The sequence below is a fragment of the Bacteroides sp. M10 genome, from assembly GCF_014334015.1.
GTDB lineage: Bacteria > Bacteroidota > Bacteroidia > Bacteroidales > Bacteroidaceae > Bacteroides > Bacteroides intestinigallinarum.
The window spans coordinates 1006025-1030987 of the sequence record NZ_CP060488.1 but is presented as its reverse complement, the minus strand read 5'-3'; the positions used below and the strand labels follow the sequence as shown (position 1 = coordinate 1030987).

General features: G+C 43.3%; 15 protein-coding genes and 1 tRNA gene. 4 read left to right on the top strand and 12 right to left on the bottom strand.

The window, feature by feature from the left end; all coding sequences use genetic code 11:
- The first annotated feature begins 8 nt into the window (after positions 1 to 8).
- Together rbfA and H8796_RS03995 are read left to right on the top strand one after the other, a co-directional pair.
- Complete coding sequence (gene rbfA / locus H8796_RS04000; protein ID WP_004296522.1) at positions 9 to 341, top strand: 30S ribosome-binding factor RbfA; 333 nt, start codon at positions 9 to 11, stop codon at positions 339 to 341.
- A 17-nt stretch (positions 342 to 358) separates the two neighbouring features.
- Positions 359 to 1585: an FtsX-like permease family protein gene (locus H8796_RS03995; RefSeq protein ID WP_117932829.1), complete on the top strand. Its 1227-nt coding sequence runs from the start codon at positions 359 to 361 to the stop codon at positions 1583 to 1585.
- 398 nt (positions 1586 to 1983) lie between these two features.
- Here H8796_RS03995 and H8796_RS03990 read toward each other — a convergent pair whose 3' ends face one another.
- On the bottom strand, positions 1984 to 2994 hold the full coding sequence (locus H8796_RS03990) for a 2-oxoacid:ferredoxin oxidoreductase subunit beta (protein WP_004302501.1): 1011 nt from the start codon (positions 2992 to 2994) through the stop codon (positions 1984 to 1986).
- Positions 2995 to 2997: 3 nt separating this feature from the next.
- Positions 2998 to 4848 (bottom strand): 2-oxoacid:acceptor oxidoreductase subunit alpha, encoded by a 1851-nt coding sequence (locus H8796_RS03985; RefSeq protein ID WP_117932831.1) that lies wholly within the window; start codon positions 4846 to 4848, stop codon positions 2998 to 3000.
- Between the two features lie 203 nt (positions 4849 to 5051).
- Here H8796_RS03985 and H8796_RS03980 point away from each other — a divergent pair.
- Positions 5052 to 5123: transfer RNA gene (locus tag H8796_RS03980), tRNA-Arg, on the top strand.
- Between the two features lie 175 nt (positions 5124 to 5298).
- Here the strand turns inward: H8796_RS03980 and secDF are convergent.
- The 5 genes from secDF to H8796_RS03955 all read right to left on the bottom strand — a co-directional run bounded on the left by secDF (position 5299) and on the right by H8796_RS03955 (position 13254).
- Positions 5299 to 8322 carry a protein translocase subunit SecDF gene (gene secDF / locus H8796_RS03975; protein WP_117932833.1) on the bottom strand — a complete coding sequence of 1008 codons (3024 nt, stop codon included), beginning with the start codon at positions 8320 to 8322 and terminating at the stop codon, positions 5299 to 5301.
- A 165-nt stretch (positions 8323 to 8487) separates the two neighbouring features.
- The gene (locus H8796_RS03970; RefSeq protein ID WP_117932835.1) at positions 8488 to 10572 is read right to left on the bottom strand and encodes a M3 family metallopeptidase; all 2085 of its coding nucleotides are present in this window, start codon (positions 10570 to 10572) and stop codon (positions 8488 to 8490) included.
- Between the two features lie 31 nt (positions 10573 to 10603).
- The gene (locus H8796_RS03965; RefSeq protein ID WP_117932836.1) at positions 10604 to 11689 is read right to left on the bottom strand and encodes an endonuclease/exonuclease/phosphatase family protein; all 1086 of its coding nucleotides are present in this window, start codon (positions 11687 to 11689) and stop codon (positions 10604 to 10606) included.
- A 4-nt stretch (positions 11690 to 11693) separates the two neighbouring features.
- Positions 11694 to 12599, bottom strand: coding sequence for a rhomboid family intramembrane serine protease (locus H8796_RS03960; RefSeq protein ID WP_117932838.1), 906 nt, complete (start codon positions 12597 to 12599; stop codon positions 11694 to 11696).
- Positions 12580 to 13254 carry a rhomboid family intramembrane serine protease gene (locus tag H8796_RS03955; protein WP_008776855.1) on the bottom strand — a complete coding sequence of 225 codons (675 nt, stop codon included), beginning with the start codon at positions 13252 to 13254 and terminating at the stop codon, positions 12580 to 12582. Before H8796_RS03955 ends, H8796_RS03960 begins: the two co-directional genes overlap by 20 nt.
- Positions 13255 to 13475: 221 nt before the next feature.
- On the opposite strand from H8796_RS03955, the gene H8796_RS03950 reads away from it, so the two are divergent.
- Positions 13476 to 13748 (top strand): HU family DNA-binding protein, encoded by a 273-nt coding sequence (locus tag H8796_RS03950; protein ID WP_004296482.1) that lies wholly within the window; start codon positions 13476 to 13478, stop codon positions 13746 to 13748.
- A gap of 76 nt (positions 13749 to 13824) precedes the next feature.
- On the opposite strand, the gene H8796_RS03945 is transcribed toward H8796_RS03950, so the two are convergent.
- The 5 genes from H8796_RS03945 to H8796_RS03925 are packed head-to-tail and all read right to left on the bottom strand — an operon-like array spanning position 13825 to position 24962.
- Positions 13825 to 14589 (bottom strand): hypothetical protein, encoded by a 765-nt coding sequence (locus H8796_RS03945; protein WP_117932840.1) that lies wholly within the window; start codon positions 14587 to 14589, stop codon positions 13825 to 13827.
- 58 nt (positions 14590 to 14647) lie between these two features.
- A complete protein-coding gene (locus H8796_RS03940; RefSeq protein WP_117932842.1) occupies positions 14648 to 17476 on the bottom strand; it encodes a glycoside hydrolase family 2 TIM barrel-domain containing protein in 2829 nt (942 codons plus the stop codon).
- 35 nt (positions 17477 to 17511) lie between these two features.
- Positions 17512 to 20484 (bottom strand): DUF4982 domain-containing protein, encoded by a 2973-nt coding sequence (locus tag H8796_RS03935; protein WP_117932844.1) that lies wholly within the window; start codon positions 20482 to 20484, stop codon positions 17512 to 17514.
- A 14-nt stretch (positions 20485 to 20498) separates the two neighbouring features.
- A complete protein-coding gene (locus H8796_RS03930) occupies positions 20499 to 22415 on the bottom strand; it encodes a hypothetical protein (protein ID WP_117932845.1) in 1917 nt (638 codons plus the stop codon).
- 21 nt (positions 22416 to 22436) lie between these two features.
- Positions 22437 to 24962 carry a glycosyl hydrolase 115 family protein gene (locus H8796_RS03925; protein ID WP_117932847.1) on the bottom strand — a complete coding sequence of 842 codons (2526 nt, stop codon included), beginning with the start codon at positions 24960 to 24962 and terminating at the stop codon, positions 22437 to 22439.
- Position 24963 lies beyond the last annotated feature (1 nt).

Sequence of the window (24963 nt, the reverse complement as noted above, 5' to 3'; positions counted from 1 at the left end):
GTAGATTTATGGAAACAACCAGACAGAATAAGATATCTCGCCTGTTGCAGAAAGAACTAAGTGAGATATTCCTGCTTCAAACAAAGTCCATGCCGGGCACACTGGTCTCTGTTAGTGCAGTTCGTATCAGTCCTGATATGAGTATTGCCCGTGTTTACCTCAGTGTTTTTCCTTCGGAGAAAGCAGAAGAGATGGTGAAGAATATCAATAACAATATGAAATCCATCCGCTATGAGCTTGGAACTCGTGTGCGTCACCAGTTGCGCATCATTCCCGAGCTGAAATTCTTTGTGGATGATTCATTGGATTATATTGAGAAAATAGATTCATTGCTGAAGTGAAATAATTCATTGCAGAGGTGAACTTCCCTTTTTATATAGCCAGGCGTTATCTTTTCTCAAAAAAAAAGCATAACGCTATTAATATCATATCCGGTATTTCCGTATGTGGGGTAGCTCTTGCTACGCTTGCTTTGGTTTGCACTCTTTCCGTTTTCAATGGTTTTCAGGATATGGTCGCTAGCTTTTTTACGGCTTTTGACCCGCAGTTGAAAATTACGGTCCGTGAAGGAAAAGTCTTTGATGCGCAAGATAAGCGGATTCGCGCTGTTTGTGCACTTCCTGAAGTAGAGGTGTTTACAGAAACACTCGAAGAAAATGCAATGGTGCAATACAAGGATCGCCAAGCTATGGTTGTATTAAAAGGTGTGGAGGATAACTTTGAAGAACTGACTGCTATAGATAGTATACTCTATGGCGCAGGTGAATTTCTTCTTCATGACTCTATTGTGAACTACGGGGTTATGGGAGTGGAACTGGTTGCGACTTTGGGTACAGGTTTGGAATTTGTTGATCCTCTTCAGGTCTATCTACCCAAGCGAAATGCCAAAGTGAACATGGCAAATCCCGGTGCTTCTTTTAATCGTGATTACCTGTATTCTCCGGGTGTCGTATTTGTTGTGAATCAGCAAGAATATGACGGGAAATATATTTTGACTTCTCTCGATTTCCTCCGTGAGCTTCTGGATTATACAACAGAAGTCTCTGCGATGGAATTGAAATTGAAACCTAATGTAAATATTTCATCTGTACAATCCAAAATTGAAAATATATTAGGTGATGATTTTGTAGTTCAAAACCGTTATCAGCAGCAGGCAGATGTTTTCCGTATTATGGAGATAGAGAAATTAATCTCTTATTTGTTTCTCACTTTTATCTTAATGATAGCCTGTTTCAATGTAATTGGTTCCCTTTCTATGCTAATTCTGGATAAGAAAGACGATGTAGTGACTTTGCGAAGTCTTGGAGCCAGCGATAAACTTATTTCTCGGATATTCCTTTTTGAAGGTCGTTTAATTTCTCTTTTCGGTGCTATTTCCGGTATTGTTTTAGGATTAATCCTATGTTTTATCCAACAGAAATTCGGTATAATTTCATTGGGAGGCGGTGGTGGTACTTTTGTTGTAGACGCCTATCCTGTCAGTGTTCACGCTTGGGATATCGTACTAATTTTTATCACAGTTTTAGCAGTTGGTTTTCTCTCTGTATGGTATCCTGTACGTTATTTAAGTAAGAGGCTTTTATAGTATTCTATAATTGAAGATTGCTAATAAAAAATCGGATAAATATTGAAATATTTACCCGATACCAATTCCTTAGTTAAATTAATAAATCCAAAAATGTTAACCTAAAAAGAAATTCTGCTATAAAGAAAACTCTTTTTTTATATCAAAAGAAAAAATTTAATCTTTTTTGCATAATAAGTGTCTTTATTATGATTCCAATATCTTCATTTATAAAACGAAAGAACAGTTTCAAGGCGTGAGACAGATAATTTCTTGGGATGAAATAGGTCTCATATGTCGTGGATGTCTTGGTAGTTTGAAAGGAAAAGCAAGTCAATAGCAGATTATAAGTAAAGGCGTAGAAAGAGAGTTGATTCTCTTGTCTACGCCTTTATTATTTTATGGATTGAAGTGGTGAATTACTTCACTTCCCAAGTATCGTTAGTCATTAGCAATTCTTGGAAATTATGATATTTCTTCTTGCCTTTGATTTCTTCAATCTGTCCAATTACAGCATCATTGTACGTTGGAGCATCTACATCGCGGATCACACCGAGCGCAATCGGGAAATCAGGACCTTCCATTAACGCCAGTTTCAATTGAAGCGTATTATCCTGGCAGTGGGCATCATGAATAAGAATATCTTTTTCTGTAATACCATTTTCACCAAGTTTCACCACTTTCAGTCCGAAACCTTCCTGCATCAATCCGAATTCCTTGTTTTCACCAAACAACATGGGTTTGCCATGTTCCAGATAGATAGCGTTCTTGGCACGTCCTTCTTTGGTGGCTACAGAAGCATGAGTTCCATCGTTGAAGATCACGCAGTTTTGCAGAACTTCTACAACAGAGGCGCCTTTGTGATTAGCGGCAGCTTTCAATACCTCTACAGAAGCGGCACCGTCTACTGCAATACAACGTGCAAAGAAATGTCCACGGGCACCAAAAGCAAGTTCTGCCGGATGGAATGGATCTTCTACGGTACCGTAAGGAGATGATTTCGTAACAAGTCCACGTTCCGAAGTCGGTGAATATTGTCCCTTTGTCAAACCGTAGATACGGTTGTTCAGCAAGATCATATTCAAATCAATGTTACGGCGTAATGCGTGGATGAAGTGGTTACCACCAATTGCCAGACCGTCACCGTCACCGGAAATTTGCCAGATCGTCAAATCAGGGTTGGCCACTTTTGCACCTGTTGCAACAGCAGCGGCACGTCCGTGAATTGTGTGGAAACCATACGTATTTACATAGTAGGGCAGGCGGGAAGAACAACCGATACCGGAAATGACGGCAATATTGTGCGGAGCTACTCCCAGTTCGGCCATAGCTTTGTGCAGTGAGTTCAGGAAAGCGTGGTCACCGCATCCCGGACACCAGCGAGGTTGGCCTGATTTATAATCTTGTACGGTATATACTTTATCGCTCATCTTTTATTCCTCCAATAATTTAGTGAATGCATCTATCAATTCTCTCGTAACGAAAGGTTGTCCTTTCACTTGGTTGAACTGGCTGATGTTCAATCCGGGTATCTTCATCCGTAAATAACCTGCGAATTGTCCCAAATTCTGTTCAGCTACTACGATCTTCTTGTATTTACGCAATACATCGGCTGTGTTCTTTGGCAGCGGGTTGATGTACTGGAAGTGTGCGAAAGCCACTTTCTTTCCATGATCGCGCATAAAGTCCATAGCCAGACGGAGATGACCATACGTACCGCCCCAACCAACAATCAGTAAATCTGCATCTTCATCACCCAATACTTCGAGTTCGGGGATGTAGTCTGCAATCTTATCCACTTTAGCCTGGCGGAGATGAACCATCTTATTATGGTTTTCTGGTTCGGTAGAGATCGCACCTGTTTCATTGCTCTTTTCAAGACCACCGATGCGGTGCATGAATCCTTCAGTTCCCGGAATCGCCCAGTAACGTGCGCCGGTTTCTTCATTACGTTGGTAGGGAGTCCAGTTACCAGCCATGTCCGGAGTCACGTATGGAGGATTGATGGCAGGATATTCGTTTAAGTTAGGAAGTTTCCAGGCTGCCGAGCCGTTAGCTACGAAAGCATCTGTCAACAATACAACTGGAGTCATGTGTTCCAGAGCAATCTTACATGCCATGTATGCGGCATCAAAACAGTTCGTCGGTGAAGTTGCGGCAATCACCGGCATCGGGCTTTCACCATTACGTCCGTAAAGAGCCTGCAATAAGTCTGTCTGTTCTGATTTAGTAGGCAAACCTGTTGACGGACCGCCACGTTGCACATTCACAATCACCAATGGAAGTTCGCCAATTACAGCAAGGTTCATAGCCTCACTCTTCAAACAAACACCGGGGCCGGAAGTAGTCGTTACAGCCAAAGCACCGGCAAAAGCGGCACCAACGGCAGAAGCACAACCTGCGATTTCATCTTCGCACTGTACAGTTTTTACTCCCAGTGATTTATGTTTAGCTAATTCGTGCAGAATATCAGTGGCCGGAGTGATAGGATAAGAACCCAGGTAGAGTTCCAGACCTGCTTTCTCGGCAGCAGCAATCAAGCCATAAGCAGTTGCTTTATTTCCGTTGATATCTGTATAAAGTCCTTTTGATTTCGGAGCTTTGCTTTCAATTTTATAAGTAGAGACAGAAGCATGTGTGTTGGCACCATAGTTGAAACCATCGTTCAATACCTTAATATTAGCTTCTGCAATTTCGGGTTTCTTGGCGAATTTCTCACGCAACATTTTTTCAGCAGCGGCAAGGTTGCGGTTGAACAACCAGCAAACCAGTCCGAGTGCGAACATGTTCTTACAACGGAGTGCTGATTTATTGTCTAGTCCGGAATCTTTCAGGCTCTCTTTACACATGGAAGAGATGGGAACTTCAAGTACTTCCTGTTTTACGCCTAATTCCTCAAAAGGATTGTCAGTCTTGAATTGTGCCTTTTCCAAATCTCTGGCTTCGAATGAGTCGGAGTCGGTAATGATAAGTCCTTGCGGTTTACAGAATTTGATTTGTGTTTTCAGTGCGGAAGGATTCATAGCCACTAATACGTGGCAACGGTCTCCGGGAGTGTAAACCTGTCCGGCACCGATGTGGACCTGAAAACCGGAAACACCGGTCAGTGAACCTTGCGGGGCGCGGATGTCTGCCGGATAGTCGGGGAATGTACAGATGTCATTTCCTACCGTAGCCGACACGTTCGAGAAGATGTTGCCGGCCAGCTGCATACCGTCGCCGGAGTCGCCGGAGAAACGTACTACTACTTCCTCCAATTCTTTAACCATCATTTCGTCTGCCATAACTTTAATTACTATATTTAATTTAAAAACTGATTTTACTTTCAATTTGTGAGCGCAAAGGTCGGAAAGTTAATCGAATTATCAAAATAAATCGAACTTTATTGTCCTATTGACGCCAATTATTTGAAATATCTGAAAGGAACCTGTATTTTTATTCTTGTTAAATCGACAGAAACCGTTATCTTTGCAAGCAAATTTGAAGCGGCCTTGTAGTTCAACGGATAGAATAGAAGTTTCCTAAACTTTAGATAGGGGTTCGATTCCCCTCGGGGCTACTACGGAGAATCTGTGAGAAGTTGTTTTGTTTTGCTTTCATGCTGTATCTGGTTTTAAGTTTAACAATGGCTTCTTTTAAGATGAACGTCTTATAGCTTCTATTTGTTTTAATAATCAATAGAAAAAGCCTCTACCGAATTGTTCGGAAGAGGCTTTTTCTATTTCTGGAATTTATTATTCTTCCGTAGTTACTGGTACAACTTTTTTGTTCTTCATCATGTTGTATGCAATCGGAGATGCAATGAACAGTGATGACAATGTACCGATAACAACACCCAAGATCATTGCGAATGCAAAGCTGCGGATTGAATCACCGCCAAGGATGAAGATACACAGCAATACGATCAATGTACTTAATGATGTATTGATAGTACGTGCAAGTGTAGTGTTCAATGAATCGTTGAACAACTGACGTTTGTCACGTTTCGGATACAGGCCGAAGAACTCACGCACACGGTCGAAGATTACCACCTTGTCATTGATAGAGTAACCGATAGCTGTCAGGATAGCCCCAATGAATGTTTGATCGATTTCCAGTGAGAATGGAACGATGCCCCATAACAATGAGTAAGCACCGATAATCATGATGGTATCGCACGATAGAGCTACGATAGAGCCAATACTATATGCGATGTTGCGGAAACGGATTAAGATATACAGACCGATAGCAATCAATGCCAATACTACAGAATAAATAGCACCTGTCTTGATATCGTCTGCGATACTTGGACCCACTTTTTGAGAACTTACAATACTACCACCAGTGTGATTATCACGGTCGATAAAGGTAGCTAGAGTGATGTTTTGAGTCAGCACAGGTTTCAAAGTCTCATATAAATATGCTTCGATTTGAGAGTCAACATCGTTTCCTGCATCTTCAATACGGTAGTTGGTGCTGATACGTACAGTTTTCTTATCTGTACCGATAGCGATAACGCTTACGTTCGCATCACCGAACTTACTGGAGATCAATTCACGAATCTGTTCGGGTTCTACCGGATTCTCGAATTGTACTTTGAAGTTACGTCCACCGGTGAAGTCGATACTCTGGCTTAAACCGCGCATGGCAAATGAACCGATACAAACGAGGATGATGGCTACAGTGATGATAAGGGATTTTTTGTTTGTTCCCATAAAATCAAAACGTGTGTTGGTCATCAAGTTTCTTGAAACAGGGGTTGTGAATGTAAGGTTCAACAGTTTGTCCTTGTTCATGAAGTGTTCGTAAACTATACGGGTCATGAACACAGCGGTGAAGAAGGATACTAGAATACCGATAATCAATGTCGTAGCAAAACCACGGATCGGACCGGTACCGAAGTTAAACAGAATGATACCTGTGATGATGGATGTCAAGTTCGAGTCGAAGATAGCGGAGAATGCGTTGGAATAACCGTCAGCAAGTGCTTTCTTCACACCTTTACCGGCACGAAGTTCTTCTTTGGTGCGCTCGTAGATAAGTACGTTTGCATCCACTGCCATACCTAGTGACAACACCATACCGGCAATACCGGACATTGTCAATGCAGCCTGGAAGGAGGAGAGGACACCTAATACGAAGAAGAAGTTCAGGAACAATGCACCATTGGCAATCATACCCGGTATGAAGCCGTACATCATACACATATAGATCATCAACAGAACCAGGGCCACAACGAATGAGAATACACCTGCATTGATAGATTCCTGACCCAATGACGGACCAACGATATCTTCCTGTACGATGTGAGCCGGAGCCGGCATCTTACCTGATTTCAATACGTTTGCTAAGTCCTTTGCCTGTTCAGGAGTGAAATGACCTGTAATCTGTGAACGTCCACCTGTGATTTCAGAGTTTACGTTTGGTGCAGAATATACATAGTTATCAAGAACGATAGCGATAGAGCGACCGATGTTCTGTTTAGTCAACTGTGCCCAACGACGTGCACCGTCAGAGTTCATAGTCATGCTGACAGCCGGTTTGCTGTATTGGTCGAATTCATCTTTCGCGTCTGTTACTACATCACCTTCCAACGGAGCTTTACCGTTACGTTCGGTAGACTTGATAGCATATAATTCGAAAGTCTGTCCTTTCTTGTCAAATTCAGAAGGAGAAACACCCCATTTCAAACGAAGGTCTTTCGGGAGTTCTGCTTTAACTTCCGGCATAGCCAGATATTTGTTGATATCAGCAGTGTCTTTGTAGTTAGCGTAACCGACCACAGGACCTTGACCGCTAGAGTTCAACTGCAGGATAGCCAACAGAGGGTATTGCTTTTTAATTTCTGCCAGGTTGGCTGTAGACTTATCTTCAGCAGCAGTAGCGTCTCCTTTCAAGGCAGCAGCAAGACTGTCGGCAGCGCTAATGTTTTTCTTAGCAGGAGTAGCCTCTGCAAGTTGAGCTTCTTTGGTAGAATCTACAGCGACGGAGTCTACATCTGTCTCTTGTGCCAGCACAGCGCGTAATTTAGCATCTGCAGATTGCATGGCAGGAAGAACTTCTTTAGCTGTATAAGTTTCCCAGAATTCCAGGTTAGCAGAACCTTGGAGAAGTTTTCTCACACGTTCCGGCTCTTTGATACCCGGCAATTCCACCATGATACGACCCATTTTGTCTTCCAGACTCTGGATATTCGGCTGAACAACACCGAAACGGTCGATACGGGTACGAAGTACGTTATATGAGTTTTCAACAGCAGCCTTAACTTCTGTTCTCAATACTTTTTCAACTTCTGCATCCGATGATTTCTGGTTAACTTTGTCTTTCAACTGTTGTGTTGCGAAGAGTTCGGAAAGTTTTGCGTTAGGAGCAGCTTTGTGGTATTCTCTAACAAACAGGGTGATGATATCGTCCTGGCTGTTGATAGCCTGTTTTGCAGCTTCTGCCAATGCATTGTTGAAAGCTTCATCCGGCTTGTTGTCAGCCAGTGCTTTGATAACATCAGGTACAGAAACTTCAAGGATAACGTTCATACCACCCTTTAGGTCCAAACCTAAACTAATCTCCATCTCACGACATTGTTTCAGCGTCCAGTTACCCAACCACACTTTCTCATTGGAGAGAGAGTCGAGGTAGTCTTGTTCCACTTTCGGGTCGCCGTTCGCAATTTCTTTCGCCTTGTTGGTATAATGGCGTGTTACGAAGGAGAAGGAGAGATAGAACACACATACCAGTGTGAGTAATACCGCAAAAACCTTTACAAATCCTTTGTTTTGCATTTTACTTTTAATTTATGATGATTACTTTTTTAATTTAATTTTCAGTTAAATTCTGTCGTACACAAGTTCTTTTTGCCGCATACAAGGCTGCAAATATAGTTTTTTTTTCACATTCATGTGTAATAAGCCCTCAAATATTTGATGTTTAAGGGCTTTTTTGCTGAATTATTTCATTCCTCTGTTTTTCAGTAGTGGTTCCAGGCTTGGTTCCGCTCCACGGAAATTCTTATAAAGCACCATCGGGTCTTCGCTGTCTCCCTTCTCCAATACGTTATGGCGGAACAGGTCGGCGGTGTTTTTATCAAAAATACCATGTTCTTTGAAAGCTTCGAAAGCATCATTGTCCAATACGTTGGCCCATAGGTAACTATAGTATCCGGCTGCGTATCCGCCAATGATATGATTGAAGTAAGTCACGCGATAACGCGGTGCTATTTCGGGAATCAAATTAAGCTTGTCCATCGCTTCTTTTTCGAATGCAAGCATATCCAGATTCTTTACATCTGTCATCGTGTGCAGGTTCATGTCGAGGATGGCGGCAGCCAGTAATTCAGTGGTCATGAAGCCCTGGTTGAAAGTTTTCTGTTGCAGTATCTTTTCGATGATTTCGTCGGGTATCACTTCTCCTGTCTGATAATGTTTGGCATACATTTTCAGCACTTCGGGTTCAGTCGCCCAGTGTTCGTTGATTTGAGAAGGAAGTTCTACAAAATCGCGTACCACGTTGGTTCCCGATGTTCCTTTGTATTCGCATTTTGTCAGCAGTCCGTGCAGAGCGTGACCAAATTCGTGAAACAGGGTTTCCACTTCATCCATGGTCAATAAAGAAGGGGTGTCGCCTACCGGCTTGGTAAAGCTGCAAACGTTGCATACCAACGGACGGGTTGTTCCGTGTTGCTCACGATAGTTGCTCATCCATGCACCGCCGCTTTTTCCGGGACGCGGGAAATAGTCTACATAGAAGATACCGAGCTGGGAACCGTCTGCATCTTTCACTTCAAAGACTTCTACATCGGGGTGATAAGTTGGTATGCCTTCCAGTTTGCTTAGGGTGATGCCATATAATTTGTTGGCTACGGCGAAAGCACCATCGCGTACATTTTCCAGTTTGAAGTAAGGTTTGGTATCCTCTTCAGACAGATTGTATTTCTCTTTCCGTAGTTTTTCGGTGTAATACCACCAGTCCCATGCTTCCAGCTTTTCTCCTTTTCCTTCCTTGTCCATTAACTTCTGGAGTTCGCCAGCTTCTGCTTTCGCTTTGGGGAGTGCATAGCTCCATAGATTGTTCAAAAGGCTCATTACGTTGTTGGCGTTCTTTGCCATGGTTTCATCCAGGACAAAGTTTGCATAACTGTCGAAACCTAATAAGTTCGCTTTTTCCAGGCGGAGAGAAACGATCTTGCGGATGTTTTCCTTGTTGTCGTTTCCGTCGTTGTTGTTGCCGCGGTTGATATAAGCTTTGTATATTTGCTCCCGAAGCGGGCGATTTTCAGAATATTGCAGGAAAGGCAGACGGCTGGCGTTGTGCAGGGTGAACAACCATTTTCCCGGTTGTCCGGCTGCTTTCGCTTCTTCGGTTGCACTTTGGCGGAACCATTCAGGCAATCCTGCCAGATCTTCTTCCTTGTCAACGAAAAGTTGGAAGGCATTATTCTCATTCAACACATTGTTGCTGAAAGTGATGCCAAGTGTAGAAAGCTCCTTGTTGATTTCGCGGAGGCGGGTTTGATCCTTTTCGCCAAGATTTGCTCCGGAGCGGATAAATCTTTTATAAGTCTTGTCCAGCAGACGTTCTTGTTCCGATGTCAGGTTTAATGAATCTTTCTTTTGGTAGACATCGTTCACCCGTTTGAATAGTTTTCCATTCAGGGAGATATTGTCATTATGTTCCGAAAGAACCGGTGCCAGTTTGATGGAAAGTGCGGTCAGCGAATCAGTGGTTTCCGCATCTGTCATATTGAAGAAAATGGTGCTTACCCGGTCTAAGATGGGTGCACTGTTATCCAAAGCTACAATCGTATTATCGAATGTCGGAATTTCCGGACTTTCGATAATGGCTTCGATATTTTGATTCTGTTCTTCTATACCTTTTAGAAAGGCAGGTTCATAGTGCTCTAATTTAATCTTGTCGAAAGAAGGAACACCATACTCGGTTTGAAACTCTGTAAAGAAAGGATTGCTTTCTGTTTTCGTAGCACAGGAGTACATCATACAACTTACTGCTAAAATGGTTAGTGTCTTTTTAATCATCATAAGTGTTTTTTATTAGAGTTTTCAGTTCTTATCGTTTACTGATATAGCACCAGATCGGGTAATGGTCTGATGCCTTGATAGACCGGTCTACAGTGCAGTTGTAGGCCTTCAGGTTGGGGCTAATCAATATATTATCTATGCGGAAATAGAATTTGTTCAGATTGTAGGAAATACCCAATCCTTTGCCGGATTGTGTGAATGCATCGTCCAGTTCTTGAGTCAGGATGCGGTGTGTGTACGAAATGGAACCATCGTTGAAATCACCGCATACGATGGTTGTCGGGTATTTGCTTTCGGTAATGACTCTCGCCACGGAATCTGCTTGTGAAGCCCGAATGGCCGATGCTTCCGCTAGTTTTCTTATTAACTGTCTGAGTCCGGTTTTTACTTTCTTGGCATTCGGGTCTTTAATCATATCTTCATAAATCCCTCTGTCTTCTTTGGTGAGTTTGTTAGATTCCAGATGATTGTTGATTAATGTAAGAGTGTCATTATTCACATTCAGTACATATCTCATGGAACCGTTATAATTACTTTTATATTCGATAGGATGTATCGAAAGTATAGGGAATTTGGAGAAACAGGCAAGCTGAACATCTCCTTTTCCTTGCTGGTGGATGGATTGGTAAGGATAGGCCTTCAATGCTTTTTTTACATCCTGTTCTGTCAGATACTTTTTGTTGGTGGCAGTGTTGTATTCTTGCAGACAAATGATATCGGCATTGCTATTTGCAAGATAAGACAATATAGGGTTTTTACCGTCTTTCTTTTCCAGATTGCTGAAACTCATTACATTGTACGACAGAATTTTGATGCTCCCTTCCGGAATAGTTTTAGTGGTGGAGTTGAAAGGGATATAAGTCCGTATCTGCGGAATACAAATGAGAAGGCCAATGGCGGGCAAAAGGGCATAGCGGTAATTGACGAATGCCCAGAAACCGATAAAAATTAGATTAATAGTCAGGAAGATCGGAAATGCAAGCCCCAGACTGGAAGCAAGTGGATTTATTTTCGGGTTAAGGTAAGGGCTATAAGCACTTAGTATCAACGTTCCCACAAAGAGAGCGTTGACAGCAAGTATCAGATATGTGACAAATTTGCCAATATGTTCCATTCTTTTATCTTTTGCTTGCGTCGAACAAGCTTTTCTTTTCTTCTGTTGTCAGACTGTCGTAGCCGGATTTTTTTAGTTTTTCCAGAATACGGTCTACTTCATCAGACTGTGCTTTCTTTTGAGCGTTGTAATCATAATCCCTCTCACGACCGGTAGCACTGTTGCCGTAGTGTACTTTCATTTTCGGTTTCCGTTTCCATGTTTTCTTCTGAAACAGGGAGATGAAACCATCCAGAATCCGGTTGATCCAGGAAGTTAAATCAGTTCCTTTGCTTAGGCTGGCAGCAAACCAGAGTCCTGCAAGGGCACCGCCTAAATGGGCGATATGTCCTCCGGCATTGCTTGAGGTAATGGACAATACATCAATTCCGATGACGATCAGTGCCAGGTATTTGAGACGGATGGCACCGAAAAGAAAAAGTTGTACCCTGTAATTAGGCTCACGATAAGCCGTGGCAGCTACGATGGCTAACACGGAGGCTGATGCTCCTACTAATGTTGCTCCCGCTACTTGCGAGCTGAACAAAGGAAATACATTGTAGGCAACCATATACAGCAAACCTCCACAAATACCTCCCAGTACATACAAACCTCTTAAATGTTTTGCCGAGAAAAAGTAAAGAAACAAACTTCCGAACCAATACAGCCAAAGCATATTGAATAGAATATGCAGGATGCCGGCATGCATAAACATATAAGTAAATAACGACCACGGCTGATGAATAAATCCGATAAAGGATGCCGGCAGGGCAAATATACCGAATATATCGGGGGTGCTTACTTCAAACAGTCGCAAGAAAACGTTAATCAACATGCCAATCACAAAGATGCCTACGTTGATATAAATCAGTTGGATAAAAATATTTCCTCTTCTGAATGTCTCCTTTAAATCAGCTATAATATGTCCCATTGTTATTGCTTTTTTTTCTCCAGTACAAAATCAGGATCAATCCGAACAGCATTCCTCCCAAATGTGCAAAGTGAGCGACATTGTCTCCGGCGCTATTGGCAAGTCCTGACCATAATTCAATCGCGGCGTATCCTATAACGAAGAACTTCGCTTTGATAGGAAATGGCAGCGGGAAGATAAACAACCGGTTATTGGGAAATAACATGCCGAATGCCAGCAATATGGCGTAAACGGCTCCCGAAGCACCTACGGTGGTCATCATGTTCAGATACTCTTCCATTGGGATAACACCTGTACCTATATTCACTTGTGCGTAGTGGCTAAGTTCCGTTACATACTGAATATACTGTACCCCTTCTTGAATAAGTCCCGCACCGATACCGCATAGAATATAGTAGAAGAGGAAACGTTTGGGTCCCCAGGTTTGTTCGAGAATCGGTCCGAACATAAAAACGGCAAACATATTAAAGAAAATGTGGCTGAATCCGCCGTGCATGAACATATAAGTGATTAGCTGTGCCGGATTAAAGTCACTTGCAAGGAAAAAATGTAATCCCAGATAATTCGTTAAATCCAGGCCGTAACGTTGGGCTACGATTGTCCCGAAAAATACTAGTACATTGATAATTATCAGGTTTTTAGTTACAGTTGGCATCATTTTAATTTCTGAATATTTAGATAATAGACGCAAAAGTACGAATAAATTCTGTTTTAAAGCATGAAAAACGCTTCCTATTAGCTCTTTTTCAATAATTTGCTGCGTTTTTTTTATGTTTTTATTTGATATGTTGTTTTGTTCGGCTATATTTGTGGAATCAATCCATTGTGGGATAATCTTTTGTGTAACATATATATTAATTAATCATTTTACGTATTATGAATAAGTCTGATCTTATTAGTGCAATGGCTGCTGAAGCTCAAATGAGCAAAGCCGATGCAAAAAAAGCACTTGATGCTTTCATCACTTCAGTTACTAATGCTATGAAAGCTGGTGACAAAGTATCTCTCGTAGGTTTTGGTACTTTCTCAGTAAGCGAAAGAGCTGAAAGAACTGGTATTAACCCTTCTACAAAGGCAACTATTACTATTCCTGCTAAGAAAGTAGCTAAATTTAAAGCTGGTGCTGAATTATCTGCAGCTGTTGAATAAGATAGATAGTTGAAAGAAATAAAAAAAGGTGTCCTTTAAAAGACACCTTTTTTTATTATCAATAAGTAGACTATGGTTATTTTCCAATAATTCCTGCCCAACTATCTGTAAAACGGAAGTTACCTATATTTCCTGCGTAATTATTGCGATTTTTAAGCATTATTCCTTTGATGCCGGCTTTCAAAACTCCTTCTTCAGTGGCTACCGCATCCGGTGTAGGTTCCTGATCCTTCAATTCCGGATCAATAAACAGGGAAGCCTGATTTTTTGTAAAATCGATTTTTAATACAATCAGGTGGGTCGTATTCAAATCATAAGTCTTGGTTGCAGATCCACGTTGTTTCTGTATGCCTACTCCGAATTTGAGTTTGCTTCCCTGGTTAGAGGCGAAGACGAATCCCCGGCTTGTTCCCGTAGCATGATTGGCACTTGTGGAAATAAAATCCATATAACCTTTTGCCTTGAATTTGGAGAAGTTTACCAGGAATGACAGGTAATATGTTCCGGTAGAATATGTTCTTCCGGATTCTAATCCGTAAATGCTGGGACGGAACGTTGCTTCTTCCGGCAGTCCGCCAAAGGTAACCGACAGGCCTTCTTCATTATATCCTTTGTAAGACAGTTCTTTGCCTGCAACAGGGCTTTCACCTATAAAAGGCTCTTTCTCACTGAATACAGCACTCCATACATCTTTGTTAAGAGGGGCTTTCTTTGCAGTGTATGCTGCTTTTTCGATCGGTTCCCCCTCTTTACATCCGTTGAGAAAATTGTTTCTCAATACTTGAGCATTACTTAATGAAGCTGTAGCAACTAATGCCAGCGTTAATAGTACTTTTTTCATGGCTATTTCTGTTATTAATTAAAATTTATATTGTTGTTGATTCATGAGTTCAAACATATCAGCGACGGAAGTCAAACCAAAGTTTCATGCGCAATCCCTCGTCTCCCGATTTGATACGGATGGTACTAGGCTGGCTTTTGGGTCCCTGTTCCGGTATTGATTTGAAAGAACGTATGGCAGGAATATCATAAAGGAAGGAAAGGTCGCCTTCCGGGAAACTATGCATACTGTTTTCTCCATCCCTGCGATGCACCGGTTCTTCCGGGGTAAATACACGGAAGTACAAACCATCCGTTTCCGAATAAACAGTGAACGGTACTTTGTCCGACTCCATGGTTGCCCAGTATAGGTTGCCATGATATCCTTTGAACTCGGGATATATCAGTTTCTCGAAACTCTCTCCGGTAACGGTATTATTGTATTCTTTCTCCCAAATATTATAATTTGCCCCTTTGATCCGGTTCTTCCAGACGCGATACGGACCACGTCCCATCCATCGCATCCCTTTTACTTCTTTTTCCGGGAAAGAAAAACTAAGTCCCAGGTAATAGATGTTTTTATCAAAGAATTCACCTTTATATCCGCCACCATTACCGCGGTTCAGCAGAATAGCATCCATTCCCAGCAAGCCATCTGCCGTCATACGCCAAACGATAGAATCAATGGCTCCCGTATATCTTACGACGAAAAGGGCATCGTTGCCGTCCATGCGTACCTCCCCCTTTTTGAAGTCGGCTTTTATTCCTACGGGTAGAGGGCCATTGTTCAGAGGAACAATTTGCTTATTGCTTTTTATCTCTACCAATGCTCCGCCCTTGCTGTTAAATGTTGCCGAAATGCCGTTTGCAGAAAGAGTAATACTTTCGTTTCCTTTTCTTATCTCTGCCGGTTTTGTAGAGGTTGTTTGTATGTGTTGAGTTTCAAAGTACTCTTTTGCATACTTCACCGGCCACGTCCAGTTGCAAATCACTTTCCCGTTTCTGTCATAAGCCTCCAGTTCCAGTACATCACCCAGGAAAAAGTTTTCCGGTAACTGCATACGTGCTTTACCTGTTTCCCCCGGATCAATAGCCGGCAGGCTGACTGTCCCTTCATTCAATAGCGAGCGCTCACCACCTTTTAATGGGGAGGGAGTAGCGTAAAGGCGATACTTCATACTACACTCCTTTAGATTAGTGAATAAATAAGTATTACTCACCATAAATTCTCCGTTGAAAGAGGGAGTGATAAATAGATTTTTGAATTGGATAGGTGCCCATACTTCACGAACTGTATAAAAGCTACCTTCCTTTTCCCGCCTGGGACCGACAATACCGTCCGGGCCATTCGGTCCGTCAGAATCGAGGATACCACCTTTATCACTGCGTGAAACGGCTTCATCAATAAAAGTCCATAAGAAGCCGCCGGCAAATAACGGATTGGAAGTGTAATTGTTCCAATAATCTTCCAATCCTGCGCCCAGTCCTTTATCATATTGTCCGTGTAGAAACTCTGTCGGCATAAAGACATTGTATCCGTTGGCAAGGCGTCCGGTTCCGGTCTGATAGGCTGGGTAATGATGCGTATCCAGTTGGTTGAAATCTGCCCACGGATGAATCACATGGCGCTTTTGCGGATCATAATCAGCAAAACGGGCATCCAGTTTCTTATTCCATCCGCCTTCATTGCCGTTACTCCATAAGAAGATACAGGGGTGGTTCACGTCATGGGCCATCATCTCTTTTAGTAATTTCTCTCCCACTTTCTCATCATATCTTCCATGCCAACCGGGAAACTCTTCCAGATAGAAAAGTCCCAGTGAATCACATACATCCAGAAAATGTTTGTCGGGCGGATAGTGAGAACGGACTGCATTCATATTCATTTCCTTGATAAGCAGTGCATCTTGCAGGCTGATCTCTTTATTGGTAGTACGTCCTCCGTCGGGATGGAAACTATGGCGGTTGATACCTTTCATTATCACTTTCGTCCCATTGACATAAATCCCGTCTTTAGGGCGGAACTCAATGGTGCGGAATCCGATTCGTTCTTCGTGTACATGTACAATTTGCTTCTGGCTGTCGAGCAGTTCCAACCGGAGCGTATAGAGATTGGGGTGTTCGCAATCCCAGGTACGGATACCTTTCCAGTCAGTCGAAATGGTTTGTACATTCCCAGTTCCCAACGTATTTGTTTGTTTTCCGATGGCTCTGCTTTCTCCTACCGGAGTCAGTGAAGTAGCCAGGGAATATCCCTCTGGCAAATTATTCATATAAACTTCTGTTGACAACTTACCATCGGCTGTTGCATTTACGGCAATGCGTTCGATGTGCGTCTTGGGCATAGCTTTCAGATAAACCGGACGGTAAATACCACCGAACAGCCACCAATCGGCCCGGCGTTCCGCCGCATTCACCGATTTATTGGCAGACTCTTTCCATACCTTCACTTCCAGTTCATTACTTTTACCGAATTTAAGTTTGTCAGTAATGTCATAATTGAAGCAGATAAAACCGCCTTGATGAATCTCTCCTGCAAGTTTGTTGTTTATCTTTACTTCCGTATCTGTCATTACCCCTTCGAATACAATGCGGACCTGTTTGTCTTTCCAATCCGCGGGAACTTTGAACTTGTAACGGTATAATCCCGTTTCATCACTCGGCTTGGCTTCCTTTACCAGATAGAAACGGCCGAATGTATATTCCCCGAAACCTTGCAATTCCCACTGTGAGGGTACTTCTATCTTACTCCATTTGCCGCTGTTCATACCACCGGAACAATAGAAGTCCCAAGTGACGGTCTTCCCCAATCCGGTACCGGACAGGTACAGAGTCTCCGTATTCTGTGCGCCTATACTGCTGAAACACAGAAGAAATGCAAGTGAGAGTAGTTGTCTTATTTTTATCATATAGCGTTATCGTTACTTGCTTGAGCAATGTTTTCTTATTTCTTTATTGTTTCCAGAAATTCCACCTCTATGATACGCAGTCCGTTTTTCCCTTTGTTGCTTTGGGCTTTCTTTTCCATTTCATTGGCGGCTCCCCCTGCAACTTCAACAATTTCTCCGAATGCATCATTATCTATGGTGCTTCCTTTTAGTTGGATTGTAATCTTATCCGATTTTACAGGCTTGTCGATTTCCAAATGGACATAACCCAGACTTTTTTCCGTACTGCCGCTCCATATCTTCGTTTTTCCTGCATAGACTTCCAGTGGATAACTACGCGAACGCCAACCGTTTAACTTGATACAAATATCATCAATGGTGGCTTCTTTTTCCAGCTGATAAGTGATCCAGGCAGTATTCAGCTGTCCGTCGTTACTCCATTCGCTTAGTTCATTGTCATCGTAGCTCTTTATTGCTTCGCTCTGATTAGAACCCGCTTTGGCAGCAATGATTGCAACATCACGTTTACTATCTATATAAGAAGGTGTGAGAGGCGTTGCTCCTTTATCCAATTTTCCTTTTAAGCTGTATTGCGGTAGATAGTCACTGCATCCATCCGTAACTTTTACAGGTGTGGTTTGCAAAGTCAGTGTTGTAGCGGGAAGTCCCTCTGCTTGGGCAGTGACAATGATTTTGCCTGCTTCCGTCGTGCTGCGTATCAATGCCCGGTTGATTCCGCACTCTACCGGCAGGTCTTTACTTAATATATAATTGTTCTCTCCTTGTGCAATACCGCCACGCCATTCCGCTTCCCCTGTTAGAGAGAATTTTATGGTGCGGTTATCCAATGGACAACGTCGGCCCTCTTTGTCGACAACCTCTATTTGCAACAATGCCATATCGGCGCCATCGGCATGAAATCCTTCGGGGTTTTGTATGGCAGTCAGTTTCAGTTGAGTTGCTTCTCCGGCTGTGCTTATATGGTATCGACTGACTTCCATACCATTTTTATCAGAGCTTACGGCTTCCAGTTTACCGGGACGGAAAGTGATCTTGTCGAAAGTAAAGAGAAAGTTTGACTCCCGCTTTCCTTTACCCAGTGACTTTCCGTTCAGGAATAATTCTACTGCTTCCCCGTTTGAAACGACATAGACAGGTTTTACAGTCTTTTCCGGATAATTCCAGTGGCCAATGATATACGTCTGATATTTATCCGTATCCACCCAGCCGTTCCACATTACCTGATGGGCGAAAAAAGCATCCTTTTCAATACGCATCGGGTCTGTAACACCACTTCTGCGGTAGTTCTCCTCGCCGCGACAGTGCGTGTTACTGTCGGAGAAGATTATTTTCGTTCCCCCCGAACTAACCCTTAACCCGGTTCCGGGACGTTCCCTCCAATAATCATACCAACGGTTTACCATTTCTATGGCGAACATATCCTGATTGTGATTATAACTGGTGGCTGGTTTTCCTTTATGAAGAGGCCCCGCACCTTCCTTATGGAATGGATAACTATGCTCATCCCAATACTTACGTAAACCCTCGTCACGACAATATTCCGTAGCCCACATGGGGTGATGCTTGCTTTTGTTGATATAGAGCATTTCTCCGCCGTATTCGGCTTCGCGTATATCGAGCATCTCACGGGAACCTATGGCACGTCCGCCGTAAGGATCGAATTTGTCACGTATAGCCTTCATCTCGATCATGTGCTCCAGTCTGATGGCTTTGTTGCCACATTCATAAAACAAGATACTGGGATTATTACGGTTGTAAATGATAGCATCGCGCATCAGTTCTGTCCGTTGTTCCCATTGACGACCTCCGCAATCTTTTTCAGAATCACCGGCGGGCATCGCTTGAATGAGTCCGACACGGTCGCAAGATTCCACGTCCTGCTTCCAGGGAGTGACGTGCATCCAGCGGACTAAGTTTCCGTTACTTTCAACCATCAATCCATTCGAGTAATCACTCAACCAGGCAGGAACAGATACGCCGACCGCCGGCCATTCATTGCTGGTGCGCTGTGCATAACCTTTCATTTGGATTACACGGTCGTTTAGCCAAACTTTACCCTCACCGAAATGCGTCTTACGGAATCCGGTACGTGTGATAACTTCATCGAATATTTCTCCTTTTTCATCTTTCAAAGCTGTTGTCACTGTATAAAGATAACCATATCCCCAGCTCCAGAAATTCAACTTGTCTACTTCGGCTGCTGCCTGTATCACCTTCGTCTCTTTGGGATTCAGGGTAATTCCCGGACTGGTGAATGTTTTCACAGTCTTGCCGTCCATATCCTTCAGAGTGACCTGATAGGTCAGTTTACGTGTTTCCCGGCTGTCGTTCCGTATTTCAGACTCGGCATGAATTTTAGCTTTACGCCCTTTGATGTCGAAATCCGTAGCATAGATGTATACACCGGTAGTTTTCAGATTACTGTAAAGAGGAAGAGTCTGATACACTTCGTCTGTAACATGCAGAAAGACATTTTTGGGAATACCACCATAGTTTGCATTGAAATTACGATCGTTCCATTGAAATTTCGATTTGGTATTTTTTTCCCGGTATTGCCAGTTGTTATCAATACGTATGGCGAGCACGTTGTTTCCTTCTTTCATAAAAGGAGTCAGGTCGAAACCTACTGCCATGACACCATTCTCGTGAATACCCAGATATTCTCCGTTTAGATAGAAACTGCCACCCTGGCGAATACCTTCAAATTCGATAAATACTTTTTTATCTTTTATATCTTTCACCTGAAAATGTTTGCGATACCAAACAACTGTATCTGTCAACTGTGCTATGTGCAGCTTGAATGCTTCATCCTCATTGAAGGCATGCGGCAAGGTTACCTGTTTCCAGTTACTGTCATCAAATTCGGTTTTTGAGGCTTGTTCATTATCGCCGACATGCAGGCGCCATTCACTGTTGAAATTGTATTTCTTACGTTCGGAAGCCTGCACTGTTGTCATAACAGATAGGCTGAACGCGATAAATATAAACAGTATAATCTTTTGTTTCATAATCAAATATAATATTATTTTTTTTCTTTATTCTCTATCAGGTCGGAACCGATATAATAACTGGTATGAGTTGGCTGATTATAACCGATATTCTGATTAAGAGCACTCATTTCATAAATATGGTCACTCATCAGATATGGAAACTGATATTCCGTGGGGTACCAGGTGCTGAATATGCGTAATTCCGTATTGTCGGAGGTCGGTTGAATAATTTCTTCCCGCCAGTCACCCAGAAAATCTCCATAGAAACATGGGTTGGCTTTCGTTCCATTGATGGTGGTAACTCCATAACGGTATATGGTGAACACTCTCCCGTCTTTGTAGGAATTAACAGTACCTTTATCCAATAATTGCCTGTTAAGGGAACCGGAGAACCACACTGCCATATTGCACGAACTTGGAACATAACCCAAATCAACGCCGGAAGAAGAATGAGCATTTCCTTTATACCACCACATTTCGCAGCCGGGACTATCCGGATCGATGTCTGCCACCAAACATCGTCCTACATCTCCTGATTTGTCAAATTTCCATATAACATCTCCCGTATTGGCATCTCTTAGGGCAGCACCTACCGTACCGCTTTCAAAGCAAGACCATATTTGAAGTCCTTTTCTTGACGGGGCGAATTTTCCGAGATGCAATGCGTCGCCATGTCCCAGTCCGCAACAGTTGAGCCCCTTTCCATTGTGGTCTATGGTGCATGAACCGTATACTATTTCATCTAATCCGTCATTGTCCACATCACCCACACTCATGCTGTGATATCCTTGGCCGTCATAATCGCTGTGAATACCGTCGGTAGTATCGAAACGCCAGACGCGGGACAGTTGGTTATCGCTAAAGTTCCATGCTTCCACTACAATTTTGGCGTAACATCCCCGTCCTATAATGACAGAGGTAGCGTCGTTGGAACAACGTGCCATTCCGATCCTGTAACTACTTGAACGCTTATAATAGTTATCTCCCCAGTCTTCACTTTGTCCGAGAGCGATGTAGTTCGTTCGTGCCAGTTCCTTGCCGGTAGCGCCTTCTATCACGGATAAGAATTCGGGTCCGCCATGTATATATTTCTTGCCTGCTACCCGATAGTCCGTTTTTCCATCCCCATCGGTATCACCAATTTCCTGTCCATCCCCGAAAATGGTACCTTCAGCAGTACGCAATGCAATTTCGCATTTACCATCCCCGTTGAAGTCATATACTGCGAATGAACTTCCGTTTCCGGTCGGCACATTGGGCCCCATCGCCATCCGCCACATGAATGTGCCGTCCAGACGATAGGCTTCCAGTAATACGGAGTGGCGTATGCCGTCATTCGTGTCGCCCGTCTCGCTGTCTTCATCATCATCCGGAGAAGAGATAAGCCGTTTCAGTACGATTTCATATTGTCCGTCGCCATCCAGATCACCTATGCTTATATCATTGGCTTTGTACACTAATCCGGGAGCGATGCCTTCCGTTCCTTGCAAGGGAATCGATATATAAGGCAGTCCGGCGGAAGCCTGTTGTGCAGTGATAGTATAGGTATCTATCGTTACTGTACTCGAATGGTAACAGAGCCTGTATGTGTTATCTACCGAAAGGTTGGCCGAAACATCTTGAAAGTTGGTGACCGTGATAGCGTTCTCGTTTACTTTGATTTCAGCCTGGTCACCACTTTTTCTGTAAAGGTCGAATGCTACTTCAGTATCGTCAGTGGGCAGCATGCGCCAACTGACAAGAATCTTTTTATTATGTATCTTGTTCTTGTCGTTTGTAGCGTCTGCCCTGCCATTGATAGATGCCCATAACATTCTTGGAGTATAGTTCCTTTCTTCTTTTACCATCGGTTTCTCCCCGTCATCCGGAGAGGACGGAAGAAGCTGATTATCCGTACATGCAGATAAGCAAAGTATAAATCCGATGATAAATAACGGCGTGTATTTCATGGCGTTGATACCTTTTTAAGGTTACTGTGGGAACACATAAAATTTACGGTTCGGCTTAAAGTCGATCATCCATTGGTCTACTACAACATGTTTATCCAAAGCGGTGATAGTCAGTGTGTGCTTGCCTTTTTTAAGTGAATGTTTAGTTTCCTTTATGGCTTGCCCACGCAGTACATTGCGTTTCCATGTTTCCGTACGTCCTTTTTCGCGGAAAGAAAGAACCTGGGGTTTTCCTCCGTCTATGCTGACACTGAAGCGGATATCTCCTTTGTCATTCGGTTGAGTCGGTATGACGGCAGTACGTAACAATGCTTCTCCTTCCCACGGACAGTCGAATTCAAATGTCAGTGAGCCGCCTTTAGGCAGGGCAACGGCGTTCATACTGTGTCCAAGTGCCTGAATAGGCGTAGCTCCTTCCGATGCTTGGGTATAATTACAAGCATTGTAACTGATACATTTATCCGTTTTAATTTTGCGGGAAGATGTTTTCTTTGGACTTTCAGCCAGGTATTTATCTACTTCTTTGTCGGTCAATCCTCTAGGAAGAGTTGGCGGATAGAACACATACAAATCGCGCGGATAGAAACACATGGAATGTTTCCATTTGCCGTTCGCCATTTCATTGTTATAGTAATCAGTCAGTTCCTTGATTTCCTGATAGGCTTTCATACTTCTGGCACAGGCCGAAAACATCGCCTTGTCACGTCCCCAAAGAGATTCGTCACACTGCCCTGTTGAGTAGGAACGGGCACGCTGCGCTTCCAGCATTTTGGTACTCATCGCGGCAGAAGCAAATACCTGATATTTGATATGTGAGAAGAAAGCATCTTTACGTTCGGGTGCAATCAGGGCTTCTGCTTCCGTAACAGTCTTCTTGATCGTTTCGTAAGAATCCAGATAGCGGTCTAGCTCTCCGCCAAATTCAGTCAGGCTGAATTCGGTATCAATCACTTGCGAACGACCTCTGGGATACCTTCTCTTGTCTAATTCCACTTGTGTCCATCCCATGTGTTCCGGTTTGCGGATGCCACATAAACGGTAGAACTCATGCATGGCAGGAAATAATTTCTTGCCGGCCTGTTCGCCGAACTCACGGCAGAGCCATTTCTCCTGATGTTCGTTCAGGGTGGAAGGAGCCACGGAATGAATATCCCATGCCATATCCAGGAATAGCTCAAGGTTGTAAGCTGAAGGTTTCAGGTCATGCACATTGACGATCCATACACGGCGTGCATTATGGTCGTATGCTTGTTTCATTTCATTATAGATAAGTCCCGGTTGGGTAGTACACAACCACATATAATCGTGCGGACGTCCCCAGTAGCTCAAATGGTAGTAAACACCACCGCCGTCACTGCGTTTCTGCTGTTCTTCGTCGCTAAGACGGGTCATGTATCCGTAGTTATCGTCACACCACATGAGCGTCACGTCATCCGGCACTTCCAAGCCGTTCTCCATAATTTGCAATACCTCTTTGTAGGGAACAAATACTTGCGGAACTTTCGTTAAGTCCGGATTGGTATATTTAGTCAATAATTTGCGCTGGTCATTGATTACCTGTTGCAGGGCGTTGACTTTTTCTTCCATGGTGCTTACCCCTTCCATGTGTCCGTCGTGGATTCCCCGCATGCCGATTGTATACATATTCTCGTATTTCCCGGCTTCTTTCAATCGTTCTATCCAGTAAGCCTGTACAGAATCGCGGTTAGTGATATAATTATAATCTCCCCGTCGCTTCACGCTCCATTCTCCTACATTGCTGCGCATCAAAGGTTCGCAGTGTGAGGTGCCGATGGCGATGCCGCAACTGTCGGCCACTTCTTTGGCTCCGGGTACAAGATAAAAAGGAGTGGTAATGCCATGCATACCCGGCCAAATGGCATTGGCACGCAGGCGGAGCAGTAATTTGAATATTTCTTTATAGGTACGGGGGCCGATGCGTCCTTTGATGTTGGAAGGCTCGAAAGTCATCCAGCTCCAGGGTTGCAAGGACCAGTCCTCGTCATTCAGGAAAATACCGCGATACTCTACGGACGGGCTCTGGAAAGTCTTGTAATTGCCGTCAATGGTAAGTTGGCTCCGCTTTTCGGGAGTAACATCACTCCACCATACCCAGGGCGATACACCTGCCAGACGTGACAGTTCCAGTATTCCATAAGCAGTTCCTCTGCCGTCGCTGCCTACGATGAATAATTGCTTATTTGCAGAGCCACCCGCTACTGAAATATAAAAGCCGTCTTTTTTAGCTGCGATATTATCGACCGGTATGTTTAATTCGCGCAACTCCTTCTGTACTTTTTTGTCTGCTTTATCTAGTTGTATGATGCGGATAGTTGCTTTGGATGCAGAGCTCTGTTTTGGCGAAAAGCCTGTAACCTGCTTCATGTCCCCGGCGAACATGTCAAAAGCTATTTTTACAACTGGGGCGGTAGACTGGGGCATAGCATACGATATGGCCTGTTTTCCATTGTACCAAACGAAGTCGTCACAGCGTACAATCTGACTACATACAAAAACGATGATTAGTAAGAAAGAACGTAAAAGCATG

What these genes read in the sequence shown, in the direction of transcription:
- H8796_RS03940 (WP_117932842.1), bottom strand. Translation starts at nt 17,476, where the DNA reads ATGATAAAAATAAGACAACTACTCTCACTTGCATTTCTTCTGTGTTTC.
- H8796_RS03930 (WP_117932845.1), bottom strand. Translation starts at nt 22,415, where the DNA reads ATGAAATACACGCCGTTATTTATCATCGGATTTATACTTTGCTTATCT.
- H8796_RS03960 (WP_117932838.1), bottom strand. Translation starts at nt 12,599, where the DNA reads ATGGGACATATTATAGCTGATTTAAAGGAGACATTCAGAAGAGGAAAT.
- H8796_RS03925 (WP_117932847.1), bottom strand. Translation starts at nt 24,962, where the DNA reads ATGCTTTTACGTTCTTTCTTACTAATCATCGTTTTTGTATGTAGTCAG.
- H8796_RS03990 (WP_004302501.1), bottom strand. Translation starts at nt 2,994, where the DNA reads ATGAGCGATAAAGTATATACCGTACAAGATTATAAATCAGGCCAACCT.
- H8796_RS03945 (WP_117932840.1), bottom strand. Translation starts at nt 14,589, where the DNA reads ATGAAAAAAGTACTATTAACGCTGGCATTAGTTGCTACAGCTTCATTA.
- H8796_RS03950 (WP_004296482.1), top strand. Translation starts at nt 13,476, where the DNA reads ATGAATAAGTCTGATCTTATTAGTGCAATGGCTGCTGAAGCTCAAATG.
- secDF (WP_117932833.1), bottom strand. Translation starts at nt 8,322, where the DNA reads ATGCAAAACAAAGGATTTGTAAAGGTTTTTGCGGTATTACTCACACTG.
- H8796_RS03970 (WP_117932835.1), bottom strand. Translation starts at nt 10,572, where the DNA reads ATGATTAAAAAGACACTAACCATTTTAGCAGTAAGTTGTATGATGTAC.
- H8796_RS03985 (WP_117932831.1), bottom strand. Translation starts at nt 4,848, where the DNA reads ATGGCAGACGAAATGATGGTTAAAGAATTGGAGGAAGTAGTAGTACGT.
- H8796_RS03935 (WP_117932844.1), bottom strand. Translation starts at nt 20,484, where the DNA reads ATGAAACAAAAGATTATACTGTTTATATTTATCGCGTTCAGCCTATCT.
- H8796_RS03965 (WP_117932836.1), bottom strand. Translation starts at nt 11,689, where the DNA reads ATGGAACATATTGGCAAATTTGTCACATATCTGATACTTGCTGTCAAC.
- rbfA (WP_004296522.1), top strand. Translation starts at nt 9, where the DNA reads ATGGAAACAACCAGACAGAATAAGATATCTCGCCTGTTGCAGAAAGAA.
- H8796_RS03955 (WP_008776855.1), bottom strand. Translation starts at nt 13,254, where the DNA reads ATGCCAACTGTAACTAAAAACCTGATAATTATCAATGTACTAGTATTT.